Source organism: Streptococcus sp. 1032 (genome assembly GCF_013277015.1).
Taxonomy (GTDB): domain Bacteria; phylum Bacillota; class Bacilli; order Lactobacillales; family Streptococcaceae; genus Streptococcus.
The window spans coordinates 25,098-38,015 of sequence record NZ_VMMD01000030.1 but is presented as its reverse complement, the minus strand read 5'-3'; the positions used below and the strand labels follow the sequence as shown (position 1 = coordinate 38,015).

16 protein-coding genes are annotated in these 12,918 nt (G+C 42.4%); 2 read left to right on the top strand and 14 right to left on the bottom strand.

All coding sequences use genetic code 11. The features are described from left to right. Positions 1-218: 218 nt before the first annotated feature. The 11 genes from HT711_RS10275 to HT711_RS10225 all read right to left on the bottom strand — a co-directional run bounded on the left by HT711_RS10275 (position 219) and on the right by HT711_RS10225 (position 9,131). Positions 219-1,550 (bottom strand): hemolysin family protein, encoded by a 1,332-nt coding sequence (locus tag HT711_RS10275; protein WP_173233581.1) that lies wholly within the window; start codon positions 1,548-1,550, stop codon positions 219-221. A 154-nt stretch (positions 1,551-1,704) separates the two neighbouring features. Beyond that, positions 1,705-2,529 carry a DNA/RNA non-specific endonuclease gene (locus tag HT711_RS10270; protein ID WP_173212200.1) on the bottom strand — a complete coding sequence of 275 codons (825 nt, stop codon included), beginning with the start codon at positions 2,527-2,529 and terminating at the stop codon, positions 1,705-1,707. Positions 2,530-2,567: 38 nt separating this feature from the next. Continuing rightward, positions 2,568-2,762, bottom strand: a complete 195-nt coding sequence (locus HT711_RS10265; RefSeq protein WP_050236587.1) for a DNA-directed RNA polymerase subunit beta — start codon at positions 2,760-2,762, stop codon at positions 2,568-2,570. Further along, positions 2,749-4,032: a UDP-N-acetylglucosamine 1-carboxyvinyltransferase gene (gene murA / locus HT711_RS10260; RefSeq protein ID WP_057488227.1), complete on the bottom strand. Its 1,284-nt coding sequence runs from the start codon at positions 4,030-4,032 to the stop codon at positions 2,749-2,751. Before murA ends, HT711_RS10265 begins: the two co-directional genes overlap by 14 nt. A 23-nt stretch (positions 4,033-4,055) precedes the next feature. Then, positions 4,056-4,286 carry a DUF1146 family protein gene (locus tag HT711_RS10255; protein ID WP_078156193.1) on the bottom strand — a complete coding sequence of 77 codons (231 nt, stop codon included), beginning with the start codon at positions 4,284-4,286 and terminating at the stop codon, positions 4,056-4,058. 57 nt (positions 4,287-4,343) lie between these two features. Continuing rightward, positions 4,344-5,381, bottom strand: a complete 1,038-nt coding sequence (locus HT711_RS10250) for a SepM family pheromone-processing serine protease (protein WP_173233583.1) — start codon at positions 5,379-5,381, stop codon at positions 4,344-4,346. Next, positions 5,365-5,853 carry a pantetheine-phosphate adenylyltransferase gene (coaD, locus tag HT711_RS10245; protein WP_057488225.1) on the bottom strand — a complete coding sequence of 163 codons (489 nt, stop codon included), beginning with the start codon at positions 5,851-5,853 and terminating at the stop codon, positions 5,365-5,367. The genes HT711_RS10250 and coaD overlap by 17 nt, the downstream gene beginning before the upstream one ends. Continuing rightward, a complete protein-coding gene (gene rsmD / locus HT711_RS10240; RefSeq protein WP_000706954.1) occupies positions 5,843-6,382 on the bottom strand; it encodes a 16S rRNA (guanine(966)-N(2))-methyltransferase RsmD in 540 nt (179 codons plus the stop codon). Before rsmD ends, coaD begins: the two co-directional genes overlap by 11 nt. Before the next feature lie 167 nt (positions 6,383-6,549). After that, a complete protein-coding gene (asnA, locus tag HT711_RS10235) occupies positions 6,550-7,542 on the bottom strand; it encodes an aspartate--ammonia ligase (protein ID WP_000748003.1) in 993 nt (330 codons plus the stop codon). Between the two features lie 109 nt (positions 7,543-7,651). Then, the gene (locus HT711_RS10230) at positions 7,652-8,335 is read right to left on the bottom strand and encodes a Bax inhibitor-1/YccA family protein (RefSeq protein ID WP_173233585.1); all 684 of its coding nucleotides are present in this window, start codon (positions 8,333-8,335) and stop codon (positions 7,652-7,654) included. 55 nt (positions 8,336-8,390) lie between these two features. Beyond that, a complete protein-coding gene (locus tag HT711_RS10225) occupies positions 8,391-9,131 on the bottom strand; it encodes an RNA methyltransferase (protein WP_173233587.1) in 741 nt (246 codons plus the stop codon). A 33-nt stretch (positions 9,132-9,164) separates the two neighbouring features. Here HT711_RS10225 and HT711_RS10220 point away from each other — a divergent pair, with 33 nt between their 5' ends. Further along, positions 9,165-9,443 carry an acylphosphatase gene (locus HT711_RS10220; protein WP_001174612.1) on the top strand — a complete coding sequence of 93 codons (279 nt, stop codon included), beginning with the start codon at positions 9,165-9,167 and terminating at the stop codon, positions 9,441-9,443. A gap of 77 nt (positions 9,444-9,520) precedes the next feature. Then, on the top strand, positions 9,521-10,447 hold the full coding sequence (gene yidC, locus HT711_RS10215) for a membrane protein insertase YidC (RefSeq protein ID WP_173233589.1): 927 nt from the start codon (positions 9,521-9,523) through the stop codon (positions 10,445-10,447). Between the two features lie 37 nt (positions 10,448-10,484). On the opposite strand, the gene HT711_RS11370 is transcribed toward yidC, so the two are convergent. The 3 genes from HT711_RS11370 to HT711_RS10205 all read right to left on the bottom strand — a co-directional run bounded on the left by HT711_RS11370 (position 10,485) and on the right by HT711_RS10205 (position 12,889). Further along, a complete protein-coding gene (locus tag HT711_RS11370; protein ID WP_240149010.1) occupies positions 10,485-10,679 on the bottom strand; it encodes a hypothetical protein in 195 nt (64 codons plus the stop codon). Between the two features lie 39 nt (positions 10,680-10,718). Then, the gene (pflA, locus tag HT711_RS10210; RefSeq protein WP_057488220.1) at positions 10,719-11,513 is read right to left on the bottom strand and encodes a pyruvate formate-lyase-activating protein; all 795 of its coding nucleotides are present in this window, start codon (positions 11,511-11,513) and stop codon (positions 10,719-10,721) included. 125 nt (positions 11,514-11,638) lie between these two features. After that, complete coding sequence (locus HT711_RS10205; RefSeq protein WP_173233591.1) at positions 11,639-12,889, bottom strand: diaminopimelate decarboxylase; 1,251 nt, start codon at positions 12,887-12,889, stop codon at positions 11,639-11,641. Positions 12,890-12,918 lie beyond the last annotated feature (29 nt).

The window sequence follows — 12,918 nt, the reverse complement described above, 5'->3', positions numbered from 1 at the left end:
TGAACAGAAAGCCCAATTTAAAGGGCTTTTTTTTATTTTTCTTCTGATAAATACGGATAATTTTGAAAAAATTTTGGGGCTGAGTTTTCCCAGAATACGACTTCCCTATGAATTAACCGAAATAGACTCCAGTCTCTCGTGCTCTTTGCTATAAAGTCATTAAAGAACCTTTGAAACTGAAAAAAGCTTCGTCACGCCTGGTGACAAAAGCCTCTAGTTTACTCTGTTTCTTCTTCTATTTCGACTTCTGTAATTTGGACTTTTACCTTGGTAACACGTCCATTTTTCACCTTATCATTGGTTAGGATAAGCTGTTTGTTTTGGCTGACTAATTCATAACTGAGTTTTTCAGTCGTTGGAATGGTTCCAATTCCTGTCAAATAATAACCAGCGATGGTATCAACGTCATCACTTTCCAGTTCAACATCAAAGTAATTATTGAAATCATTGAGGGTCATAGTTCCTTGAACAATATAGGTATCCTCGCCAATCTGATGAACATCTATTGCTGCTTTGTCCGTTTCATCATCGATTTCACCAACAATTTCCTCTAAAAGGTCTTCCAAGGTTACCAAACCAGCCATCCCACCGTATTCATCCAGCAAGATTGCCATTTGTCTTTGAGTGTTTCGCAATTCTTTTAGCAAGTCATCCACAAAAATAGTTTCAGGTACAAAAAGTGGATCTTGTAAGATTTTCTTCCAAACAATATTATCAAAACCGTCCACAAAACCAGCCTTAAGGAGACTCTTGGTGTGAATGATTCCAATTACATTGTCCTTATCCCCATCATAAACCGGGATACGAGAATAATTTTGTTTTAAAATACTTTGGATAATGGCTTGACTATCATCCTGAATATCCACCATAAAGGCATCCGTTCGAGGAACCATAACCTCTCGTGCCATCAGTTCATCGAGCGAAAAGACACCTTGTAGCATCTCAATCTCATCAGCATCCAATGTTTCTTCACTATTTGTCAGCATATAGGCAATTTCATCACGGGTCATCTTTTCATCCGCATCATCGAATGACATAGGAGTCAAATGGCTCAAGAAATTGGTCGAAGCAGCTAAAAGCCAAACAAAAGGACTGACTAGTTTTCCGATCCCAATGATAACCGGCGCTGTACGAATTGCCAAGGCATCCTTTAGATTAAGAGCGATTCTCTTAGGATATAATTCCCCAAAAACGATGGAAATATAGGTCAAAAATGCCAAGGATAGAAAAGTTGCCACGGCTTGTGCTGTTTCGCCATTTCCAATCCAAGAGGCAATCACACGGCCTAGAGTATCAGCTAAACTCGCCCCTGATAAGATTGTAATCAGGGTGATTCCTACCTGAATGGTTGATAAAAAGTGGTTAGGATTTTCTAGTACCTTCAGCAGGCGGATGTAGCGTCTGTCTCCTTCTTCCGCCTTTTGTTCAACTCGGGCACGATTAAGAGAAACCATGGCCATTTCTGTGGCTGAGAAAAAGGCATTTAATACCGTCAAGATAAACAATAAAACAAATTGTAGCAACAAATTCTGACTACTTGGGTCTTCCATAGTTCTTCTCCTAAAATAGTATCTTGTCACTTATTATATCACAAAAATTAACTCAGTACATATTATTTTTTCTCAGTGTCTATTCTAGTTCTACTTAAATTGTCCAAAAAAGAACTCCTATATCCATAAGTGACATAGGAGTTTATCTTATCTTTTACTGAGTTACCGTTACTTCTCCAGTTCGGTAATCCAGTTGAAGTCCCTTTTGGACATTGGGAACTAGAACATTGAATTCCAATTCTCCGTCTGAAGACTTGGCTTCAATCTGTGAAGCTGAAGGAACTAAATCCTCGTTTGAAGCGTAATAAAGGGTTACACGGTAACGGACACGCTTGTTTTGGTCCAAGGCTTTACGCACCTTGCTTTCATAGTAGTTTTGACCAGTCGAATCCTCGGCTTGCGCCTGATTTGCCCAGGCTGTTTGAACAGCAATGTTTTTGGGATTGCTTGTTGAGGCATCAAAACCATCCAAGCCACCGATTAAGGCATAGCCTAACAAGTGCCCTCTATCAACGGCATGGGTATAAGAGCCCTTTAGATTCTTAACCTGATGCCAACCTGGAGGAGTCCAAGAAGTTGAACCATTCCCAGTTTCTTCACGATTCTTGTACTGGCGAGTGGCCTTAGACAAGAGGGCATTAGCCACGGTTGGAACAGTTTCCTTGCCCACTGTCTTTGTTTTATTATCAGCGTAGGGCTTACTTGAAACCTTGGCATTTAGGTTTGTTTTATTACCATTGACGATAAAAGCACCAGCCCCGTTCCACTCCAGACTCCCTTTTATTTGGCTTTTGACTGCATCTGTTAAGACACTTTCCGCCAATTCTTGACCAGGCGCGTCTGGTGATTGACTTTTCTGACTTATTTTTGTCTTAGCAGCCTGATTGCCTAGTTCATTCTGCTTAATATAATAGCTCCCCGCAGATAAGAGCAATAACACTAGCAAGCCAATCAGTGTCTGTCTTGTTTTTTTGTTCATATTTCTCCTTATCTTTATAAAAAGGCTGGTCTCCCAGCCTAATTTCCTGTAAATTTATGAATCAATTCCTGCCATTTTGCTGGAGACAAGATAGCCCATGGATCTTGACCCTTGCCCAAGATTCCATAGCCGACCATTAAGCCGATTCCTAGGGCTAGAAGCCCTAAAATCAGTACCAAAATAACTAAAAGTAAACGCTTGATTACGTAGCTTGATTTCTTATTCTTCTTCATCACTTGCCTCAATCCGCTGAATCTTAGCACCTAGCTGCTCCAACTTCTCATGGAATCGGTAGTAACCTCTATCCAAGTGAACCAATTTACCGACCACAGTTTCTCCCTGTGCTACCAAACCTGTCAAAATCAAGGCTGCACTGGCACGAAGGTCAGTTGAAAGAACTTCTGCTCCCTGCAAAGCCTGTCCACCAACAATACGAGCTGTATCACGGATAATTTCCGAGTGCAAGCCCATGCGTCGCATTTCTTCTAGGTGTTGGAAACGATTTTCGAAAACTGTCTCCACCATGGTTGATTCGCCTTTTGCGACTGTCATCAAGGCTGTAAATTGAGCCTGCATATCTGTTGGAAATCCTGGGTGGGGCAAGGTTTTTACATGAACAGCTTTTAGATTTTCTAGTTGAGAACGAACACGAATTCCTTCAGTCTCCTCTGTCACTTCCACTCCCATTTCAAGCAATTTGGCAATCAAGGGACGGTTGTGCTCCCAAACAGCGTCTCGAATCAAGACATCACCACCAGTCATGGCAGCAGCTACCATAAAGGTTCCTGCTTCGATACGGTCTTGGACTATATTGTGAGTCGTACCATGAAGTTTCTCAACACCAGTAATGGTAATAGTCTCTGTACCAGCCCCTTTGACCTTGGCTCCCATTTCATTGAGGAGAATGGCTAGGTCGACAATCTCAGGCTCACGCGCAGCATTTTCAATCACTGTGACCCCATCAGCCAGAGTCGCTGCCATCATCAAGTTCTGCGTAGCACCAACACTTGGAAAGTCCATATAGATATGGGCACCATGTAAGCGATCAGCCTTGGCTTCGATATAACCAGCAGTCTGGCTAATCTTAGCCCCCATAGCTTCCAGACCTTTCAAATGAAGATCGATAGGGCGACTACCAATCGTACAACCACCTGGCATGGATACTTTGGCATGACCTACACGGGCAAGGATTGGCCCTAATACAACGATGGAGGCGCGCATCTTGCTGACATACTTATAAGGGGCTTCCTCAGTGATGTCGCCAGTAGCATCCACCTCAACAAGATGGGCTTCCTCATCAAAGTCAACCTTGGCATTCAAACCACCAACTACCTGATTCATAATAAAGACATCCGACAAGATCGGTACATTCTGTAAGACTGTCTTTCCTTCACTTGCTAGAATAGTCGCTGCCAACAAGGGCAAGACTGCATTCTTTGCTCCTTCGATGGTTACACTTCCTACCAGACGATTATCGCCACCTTGAACCACAATTTTGTCCATACTCGTTTCCTTTACATTTGATTTTATAATAATCCTCTAAGCGCTTCTTGCCACAACTGATATAGGCCGATAAAGAAAGAACTCATGATATAGCCCATGACAATGCTGAAAAAGGCTACTAGTAAACGAACTTTTCCTGTATTCTCAGTTGTCACTTTTAAAACCTTTTCCCATCTAACAAGATTCTTTAAAAGGTAAAAACTCACATAAATAAAGAGCATGTGACTGCTTAGAGTGAATAATAATTGAACCATTTGACTATTATACCATCTTCTCTGTTTGTGCGCTAGTTTGGAAACTTCACTTAAAAACTAGGGATTGTTTTTCAAGTAATCAATTGCATCTTGTAGGGTTTTAACAGGCACGATTTTCATATCTGTCTTGATTGTTTTGGCTGCTTCTAGGGCTGTTTGGTAGTTGTTTTTTGCATCCGGGTGTGCTTTTTGTTCTTCTTCGCTAACAGGGTTATCAGGGGCAAAGAAAATAGCGGCACCTGCTCTAGCCGAAGCTACAACTTTCTTGTCAATACCACCAATATCCCCCACATTGCCATCGCGGTCAATGGTACCTGTACCGGCAACAATACGACCATTACGAAGACCTGGGTGAGCTATTTGAGTATAGATAGCTAGACTAAACATGAGGCCAGCACTTGGACCGCCAATACCAGCTGTTGAAAAACTAATTGGGACATTGCTGATTACCTCTGTACGATCAATCAAGCCGATTCCAATCCCATTTTTTCCATTTTCCAAGCTGATAATCTTTCCTTCTGCAGACTTGGTTTGCCCATCCTCTTCATAGGTGACCTTGACGGAGTCCCCTAATTTTTGAGAACTGACGTAATCAATCAAGTCTTTAGAACTATCAAAGGTCTGATCATTGACTGCTGTGACCGTATCAGAGATATTGAGAATCCCTTTAAAGGTTGAATTATCCGTCACATTCAAGACATAAACCCCAAAATACTTGAGTTCGATATCCTTACCAGCTGTTTTTAGACCTTGATACTTGGCCATATTTTGCGATGTTTGCATGTAGAATTGATTGATCCGCATAAATTCAACATCGGAAGTTCCACCTGTGGTCTCCTGGGCACTACGAATATCTGTAAAAGGCGTCAACCAAGCATAAACCATATGGGCTAAAGTGGCATGCTGGACACCAACCGTAACAAAGTGATAGGCACCAGCCGCCTGATCTTCTCTGTCATTTACTTTAAGGACTTGGCGAATATCTTCCGAACCACCTGGAACCTCTATATAGTAGGGCAAAGGCACTACAAATGCCAAGAAGGTCACAATCAAGGCCGCAATGACATATAAGGGCCATCTAATCTTTTTTTTCATTTCTTATTTCCTCCAAAATACTCTCAGGAACATAGCAAGCAACATCCTGACCAAACTTCAATAGCTCTCTAACACCTGATGAACTGAGATAGAGATGTTCAGGTCGGCTATGTAAATAAATAGTCTCTATATCAGGAGACAGCTGATGGTTGTAGTAATCAAAACTGGCTTCATATTGCAAATCCGACGCATTCCTCAAACCTCTCACTAGGCAAGTAGCCCCCAGTCTTTTCGCAACATCAACCACCAATTCATCATGAGAAGACACAACTTCAACATTTTCCAAATGTTTCAAAGCTGTTTCTAGCCCTCGTTTACGATTTTCGATAGGGAGAAATCCTTGTTTGTGGGGATTAAAAAAAATACCCACATAGAGCTTATCAAAAAGTCTGCTCGCCCGTTCAATGATATCCAGATGCCCATTTGTCATCGGATCAAATGAGCCTGTGAATAAGCCAATCTTATCTGACATAGACTGTCACCTTACTAATTCCATAAATTTTTTCCTTCCAGATGCCCAGGCAGGCAATTTCTTCTGGAAGTTCAACGGCTTTATCCGTCTCACAGACGACCATGACATCTTCAGAAAAAAGCTCCCTCTCAGCCATTTTTTCAATATCTGCTACGATTTGTTCCTTGGCATAAGGAGGGTCTAAGAAAATGAGATCGAATTCCCCAGATACCTGTTCCAATGCCCTTTCTGCATCCATCTTGAGGAGTTGAAATTTTCCAACTTCCTTGGTCATCTGAATATTTTCAGCCACGATAGCCTGAGCCTTACGGTCTCGTTCCACCAAAACAGCGCTGGACATGCCACGCGATACTGCCTCGATAGATAAACCACCACTACCTGCATAAAGGTCCAAGACTCGCCCCCCTTCAAAGTAGGGACCAATCATGTTAAAAATAGCTCCCCTAACCTTATCTGAAGTAGGTCTTGTCGTCTTGCCTTCTAGTGTCTTGAGGGGACGTCCCCCATAGATTCCTGATACGATTTTCATACCGTTTATTATACCAAATTATAGACAAAAAGAGAAAGAAGAGGCTGGCTAGTACTAAATTCGAGGATAAAATTCAGAAAATCTGTCTATAATAAAACGCATAACATCAACCTTTACTGAACTGATATTATGCGTTTTTATCATTTTGAAACTTTTAAAATCCTTATCTACAAAATATTTTCGTAAGTATCGCGGACTTCTTGAGGCCAAACACTTGTTTGCACTTCTCCGATGTGTTTCTTGCGAAGTAGAAACATAGCCATCCGAGATTGTCCAATTCCCCCACCGATTGTCAATGGGAATAGGCCGTTCAACAAAGCCTTGTGCCATTCCAATTCTAAGCGGTCTTCATCACCTGTGATGGCAACCTGACGGCGAAGCGTTTCTTCATCTACACGAATCCCCATAGAAGACAACTCAAAGGCTCCACCTAAAGACTCATTCCAAACAAGAATATCGCCATTTAGACCCTTGTAGCCATTTTCAGACTCGCTTGTCCAGTCATCGTAGTCTGGTGCACGTCCATCGTGCGGTTTACCATCTGGCAACTCGCCACCGATACCAATCAAAAAGACGGCTCCAAATTCTTTACAGATAGCATTTTCACGTTCTTTCGGTGTCAAGTCTGGGTAGCGTTCTACCAACTCTTCTGTGTGGATAAAGGTGATTTGTTTTGGCAAGATTGACTCGATGTCATAGCGGGCTTCAACAGCTAGCTCTGTCAAACGAATAGCCTTGTAAATCTTCTCAACTGTTTCTTTTAGATAAGCGATATTGCGTTTACCATTTGGGATAACCTTCTCCCAGTCCCACTGGTCAACATAAACGGAGTGGGTCGCATCAAGCGAATCTTCGTCTGGACGAAGAGCCTTCATGTGGACAAAAAGACCTTCTCCCTCACCAAAACCAAAACGGGCCAAAGTATGGCGTTTCCATTTAGCAAGAGAGTGCACCACTTCATAAGTAGCATCAGGGATTTGGAGAACCTTGACCGATACGGCATTCTCAACACCTGATAAGTTGTCCTGCATCCCGTCGCCGACCCTGCTCAAGATAGGACCTTGAACTTCTACAACTTCTAACTTATCTTTCAAATACTGGGTAAAAGTGTTTTTGACAAAGGAAATTTCTTCTTGTTGGTGGATAAAACTTTTCTTCATAGGCTACTCCTCAAAAATTAGTTAAAAGCATTATACACCTATTTCCAAGAAAAGAAAAGAGAAAATATAAAAAATCAGTGCTCCTTGGAACACTGATGTCATGGACCTTCTAGTCATTACGACCGAAGATACGTAAAATACTTAGGAAGAGATTGATAAAATCAAGATAGATACTGAGAGCCATTGACACAACCCAACCTGTCGCTACACGACCTTGTGATTGCTCATAGGCAAGGCGAATTTTTTGGTTATCCCAAGCAATCAACCCAGAGAAGACCAAGACCATGGCTACGCTGATCATATAATCAAAGAAACCGCTAGCCAAGAAAATATTGACTACCATAGCAATCAGTAAACCAATGAGAGCTGCCATCATTGCTCGACCAAGGCCACTCAAGTCTTTCTTGGTGAAGATACCAACTGCCGCCATGACAAAGAAGAGAAGGGCGCTCGATACAAAGGCAGATAAAACTGTACCCGGAGTATAGAAAGCCACCACAAAACTAAGGGTAAAGCCGTTTAATACTGAGTAAAGTAAAAATACTGGAAGAGCCGCTGGACTATTCTTTGAAGCCATACTACTGGCAACGAAAACCAAGGCCAACTCCGCAAAAGTAGCAATAGTCAACCAGAGACGCCCCTGCATCAAAAAGTAAAGCAACTGAGACTGAAAGACCGTCAACATAAGGCCTGATACCAAAGCAGATAGTCCGATTCCCAGACCAACAAAGGCATAGACTTTAGCGTAAAATTGATTGAGACCTGCACGGTCATGTATAATAGTGTGATTCATCCTTTTCTCCTTTTCTATGAACATCTTTCCTTGATTATAGCAAAAAAAGTTAAAATTAGCTTAAATGGAAGATTAAAATACCGGCCGCAACCGCAACATTCAAACTCTCCGCCTGCCCCTTCATGCTAATGTGGACCAACTGGTCTGCACTTTCAGCCATGAGGGGACTAATTCCTTGCCCCTCATTTCCCATGACTAGTACAAAATTTTCTATAGAAGGCAGTTCTCTGTAATCAACAGAATCTTTAGATAGGGTTGTTGCCAGCACTGGGATACCTGCCTCTTTGGTTTCCTTAAGAAGCGCTTGACTAGACATTCGGTAAATAGGCAGATGGAAATGACTGCCCTGCATAGAACGTAAGGTCTTGAGACTGTATATATCTGCCGACTTTTCTGAAACAATTACTCCAGTAAAACCTGCTGCATCCGCAGTCCGAATGATCGTTCCCACATTACCAGGATCTTGCACATCTTCCAAAAATAAGAACTTGCCCTGACTAAAGTCAGCTTGTCCTACTTCTTCTTTTTGAACCACGGCAACGATTCCCTGTGGAGTCTGAGAATCCGCCAAATCTAGCAGAATATCCTCTGACACCCAGACAGTTTGCGGAAAGGCAGCTAACTGATCTCGGTAATTTTCTAGGGCAAAGATTTTCTCAATCGTCACTCCAGCTTGAACAGCTTCTTCAAACAAGTGCCAGCCTTCAATCAAATAGGAAGACTTGCGATATTTTTTTTGGTGTAATTTCTTGGCATTTTTTACCACAGAATTGGCTTTTGAGGTTATAATAGTCATAGAAATATTATAACACAATCAAAGGGGTTTGGTATGCAAAAGGTTAGAATGATTGCCCAAGGTAGGGTACAGGGAGTCGGCTTTCGTTGGGGTGTTTACAGCTTGGCACTTGAAATTGGTGGCATCACAGGTCGAGTATGGAATAACGACGATGGCACAGTGGAAATCTTAGCCCAAGCAGACTCATCTGCTATCATGGCAAAATTTATCCAAGAAATCCGAAAAGGACCCACACCTTTTTCAAAAGTCAGCTACTTAGATGTCAAACTGAGCAACTTTCCTCCTTACCCTGACTTTAAAATCGCAAATTAGGTCTCCAGAACTATTGTATATTTTGTAAAAAAACAGTAGAATAGAAAGGTATAATTTTTAAAGAAGGAATAAAAACAGTGAAATCTATTAAACGTTTTGCACTCTCAGCTATGGGAGTGGCTATGTTGCTTGTTTTGACTGGCTGTGTTAGCGTCGATAAAGCAACAGGACAGCCAACAGGAGTCATTTGGAATACTATCGGAGCGCCTATGGCTGAAGCTATCAAGTACTTCGCTACTAATCAAGGTCTAGGCTTCGGTGTCGCTATCATCATCGTAACCATTATCGTGCGCTTAATTATCTTGCCACTTGGTATCTACCAATCATGGAAGGCAACGCTTCACTCTGAAAAGATGAACGCCCTCAAGCACGTCCTTGAGCCACACCAAACTCGTCTCAAAGAAGCAACTACTCAAGAAGAAAAACTCGAAGCCCAACAAGCTCTCTTTGCTGCTCAAAAAGAGCACGGCATCAGCATGTTTGGTGGTGTAGGATGTTTCCCTCTCCTCCTTCAAATGCCTTTCTTCTCTGCAATTTACTTTGCTGCCCAACATACTGAAGGGGTTGCTCAAGCAAGTTACCTAGGCATTCCTCTAGGCTCTCCAAGTATGATTTTAGCTGCCTGCGCTGGTGTCCTTTACTATCTTCAATCACTCCTTTCACTTCACGGAGTAGAGGATGAAACGCAAAGAGATCAAATCAAGAAAATGGCTTACGTGAGCCCAGTCATGATTGCCGGCTTCTCCCTCATTTCACCAGCCAGTGTCACACTTTACTGGGTTGTCGGTGGTTTCATGATGATTCTCCAACAGTTTATCGTCAACTATATCGTTCGTCCAAAACTTCGCAAAAAAGTCCGTGAAGAACTGGCCAAGAACCCACCAAAAGCAAGTGCTTTCTCTACACCAAGTGGACGAAAAGACGTTACCCCTGAACAACCAACTGCTATCACAAGCAAGAAAAAACACAAAAATCGCAACGCTGGAAAACAACGTTCGAGATAAGAAGAAAAAGGCTTAGCTGGTTTGCTAAGTCTTTTTGCTAGTCATACTCTTCGAAAATCTCTTCAAACCACGTCAGCTTCGCCTTGCCGTATATATGGTTACTGACTTCGTCAGTTCTATTCACAACCTCAAAACAGTGCTTTGAGCTAACTTCGTCAGTTCTGTCCACAACCTCAAAACCATGTTTTGAGCAGCCTGCGGCTAGCTTCCTAGTTTGCTCTTTGATTTTCATTGAGTATCAAAAGCCCGATGTTCCCATCAGGCTTCTTTTTTATCCATGCACACGTTTCATATAGTCTTGGTAACTTTCGGTATCCATGAGTTGTTTAGCGTTCTTGACGCGATCTGCTGTTGGTGGTTTAACCCCTTCGAGTGAATATGGAATTCCCAATTCACGCCATTTGAATTCTCCCATGGTGTGATAAGGCAGAATTTCAAACTTATCAACATTTTTAAGGGTCTTGACAAACTTCCCAAGTTCAATCAAGTCATCATCTCTGTCTGTCAAGCCTGGAACTAGCACGTGGCGAATCCAGACAGGTTTTCCAATATCTGATAGATACTGGGCACAGGCCAGGATGTTTTTATTGGTTTGGCTAGTGACAATCTTGTGCTGTTCTTCGTTGATTTCCTTGATATCCAAGAGAACCAAGTCAGTGACGGCCATGAGTTTGTCAAACTTCTCAAGGTAACGTGGTTTATTACGGAAAGGAAGAGCACAGGTATCCAAGGTACAGTGGATTCCGTGTTCTTTGGCCTTGGTAAAGAGGGCAATCAGGAAATCAATCTGCAAGAGGGCTTCTCCTCCACTGACTGTAATACCGCCCTTATTTCCCCAGAAACCGCGGTAGCGCAAGGCCTCTGTCAAAACATCATCTACCGTCCGTTCACGTGATTTATTGGACTCCATAGCCCAAGTGTCCGGGTTGTGGCAATACTGGCAACGCATGTGACAGCCCTGCAAAAAGACAATAAAGCGAATACCAGGCCCATCTACTGACCCAAAGCTTTCTGTCGAATGCACCATTCCTGTCACTTGTCCATAATCAATTGTTTCTTCAGACATATCGTTACCTTCCTTGAAAACGTTTTATAGTTTTATTATATCACGACTTGAATGAAAAACAAGATTTTTGCCTATTTTTTAGAAAGCAATCTGTTTTTCAATTTCATTTTCAATTACTTATCATTTTATTCTTCAAAATCAAAACCATACAGGGTTGCAAAATAGTCCTCAGGGCGCTCTGCACGGCGGATTTGACGGGCTTTGCCTTCTTCGGTATAGAGGATTTCCGCAGAACGAAGTTTGGCGTTGTACTGGTAGCCCATTGAAAATCCGTGGGCACCTGTATCATGAATGACCAGCAAATCACCGATTTCTGTATGAGGCAGTTCGCGATTCACTGCAAATTTATCATTGTTTTCGCAGAGTGAGCCGACCACATCTACCACTTCAGCTGGTCCATCTGGATGGGTCACGTTAGTAATATGGTGGTAGGCTCCGTACATAGCTGGACGCATGAGGTTGACTGCTGATGCATCCACACCTAGATAGGTACGGTAAGTTTTCTTCTTATGAGTGACTCTTGTGACCAAAGCACCGTGAGGTGCCAACATAAAACGACCCAATTCGGTGAAAATCTTGACCTGACCAAGACCTGCTGGCGTAAGAACTTCTTCATAAACCTTACGAACCCCCTCACCAATCAAGGCAATATCATTTGGCTCCTGATCAGGACGATAATTGACACCAATACCGCCAGAAAGATTGATAAAGTCTAGCGAAATGCCCAACTTTTCCTTGATTTCAACAGCCAATTCAAAGAGCTGACGCGCCAACTCTGGATAATAGAGATGAGTCACAGTATTAGATGCTAGAAAGGAGTGAATCCCAAAAGTCTTAGCTCCTTTTTCCTCCAAGATGGCAAAAGCTTCAAAGAGCTGGTCCTTGGTCATGCCAAACTTGGCTTCTCCAGGATTGTCCATGATGTCTGTTCCCAGTTCAAAAACGCCTCCGGGATTGTAACGACAAGAGATGATTTCTGGAATACCTGCTGCACGCTCCAGATGTTCAATATCTTCAAATGCATCCAAGTTAATGGTCGCACCCAATTCACGCGCATAGGCATATTCCTTATCTGGCGTATTGTTTGAAGAGAACATGATCTCAGAACCTGGAAAATCCAGTTTATGGCTCATCAAAAGCTCCACATAACTAGAGCAGTCCACTCCACAACCTTCCTCTTGAAGAATTTTTAAAATAGCTGGGGTTGGAGTAGCCTTAACTGCAAAATATTCCTTAAAGCCCTTGTTCCACGAAAAGGCTTGGTTGACGGCTCTTGCCTTCTCACGAATTCCCTTCTCATCATACAAGTGAAAGGGAGTCGGGAACTCGTCAACAATCTTTTCTAAGTCTTCTTTATTGATAAATGGTGTTTTCATAAGTTTCCTTCTATTCTATTTGCAAAGAA

What these genes read in the sequence shown, in the direction of transcription:
- HT711_RS10275 (WP_173233581.1), bottom strand. Translation starts at nt 1,550, where the DNA reads ATGGAAGACCCAAGTAGTCAGAATTTGTTGCTACAATTTGTTTTATTG.
- HT711_RS10270 (WP_173212200.1), bottom strand. Translation starts at nt 2,529, where the DNA reads ATGAACAAAAAAACAAGACAGACACTGATTGGCTTGCTAGTGTTATTG.
- HT711_RS10265 (WP_050236587.1), bottom strand. Translation starts at nt 2,762, where the DNA reads ATGAAGAAGAATAAGAAATCAAGCTACGTAATCAAGCGTTTACTTTTA.
- murA (WP_057488227.1), bottom strand. Translation starts at nt 4,032, where the DNA reads ATGGACAAAATTGTGGTTCAAGGTGGCGATAATCGTCTGGTAGGAAGT.
- HT711_RS10255 (WP_078156193.1), bottom strand. Translation starts at nt 4,286, where the DNA reads ATGGTTCAATTATTATTCACTCTAAGCAGTCACATGCTCTTTATTTAT.
- HT711_RS10250 (WP_173233583.1), bottom strand. Translation starts at nt 5,381, where the DNA reads ATGAAAAAAAAGATTAGATGGCCCTTATATGTCATTGCGGCCTTGATT.
- coaD (WP_057488225.1), bottom strand. Translation starts at nt 5,853, where the DNA reads ATGTCAGATAAGATTGGCTTATTCACAGGCTCATTTGATCCGATGACA.
- rsmD (WP_000706954.1), bottom strand. Translation starts at nt 6,382, where the DNA reads ATGAAAATCGTATCAGGAATCTATGGGGGACGTCCCCTCAAGACACTA.
- asnA (WP_000748003.1), bottom strand. Translation starts at nt 7,542, where the DNA reads ATGAAGAAAAGTTTTATCCACCAACAAGAAGAAATTTCCTTTGTCAAA.
- HT711_RS10230 (WP_173233585.1), bottom strand. Translation starts at nt 8,335, where the DNA reads ATGAATCACACTATTATACATGACCGTGCAGGTCTCAATCAATTTTAC.
- HT711_RS10225 (WP_173233587.1), bottom strand. Translation starts at nt 9,131, where the DNA reads ATGACTATTATAACCTCAAAAGCCAATTCTGTGGTAAAAAATGCCAAG.
- HT711_RS10220 (WP_001174612.1), top strand. Translation starts at nt 9,165, where the DNA reads ATGCAAAAGGTTAGAATGATTGCCCAAGGTAGGGTACAGGGAGTCGGC.
- HT711_RS11370 (WP_240149010.1), bottom strand. Translation starts at nt 10,679, where the DNA reads ATGAAAATCAAAGAGCAAACTAGGAAGCTAGCCGCAGGCTGCTCAAAA.
- pflA (WP_057488220.1), bottom strand. Translation starts at nt 11,513, where the DNA reads ATGTCTGAAGAAACAATTGATTATGGACAAGTGACAGGAATGGTGCAT.
- HT711_RS10205 (WP_173233591.1), bottom strand. Translation starts at nt 12,889, where the DNA reads ATGAAAACACCATTTATCAATAAAGAAGACTTAGAAAAGATTGTTGAC.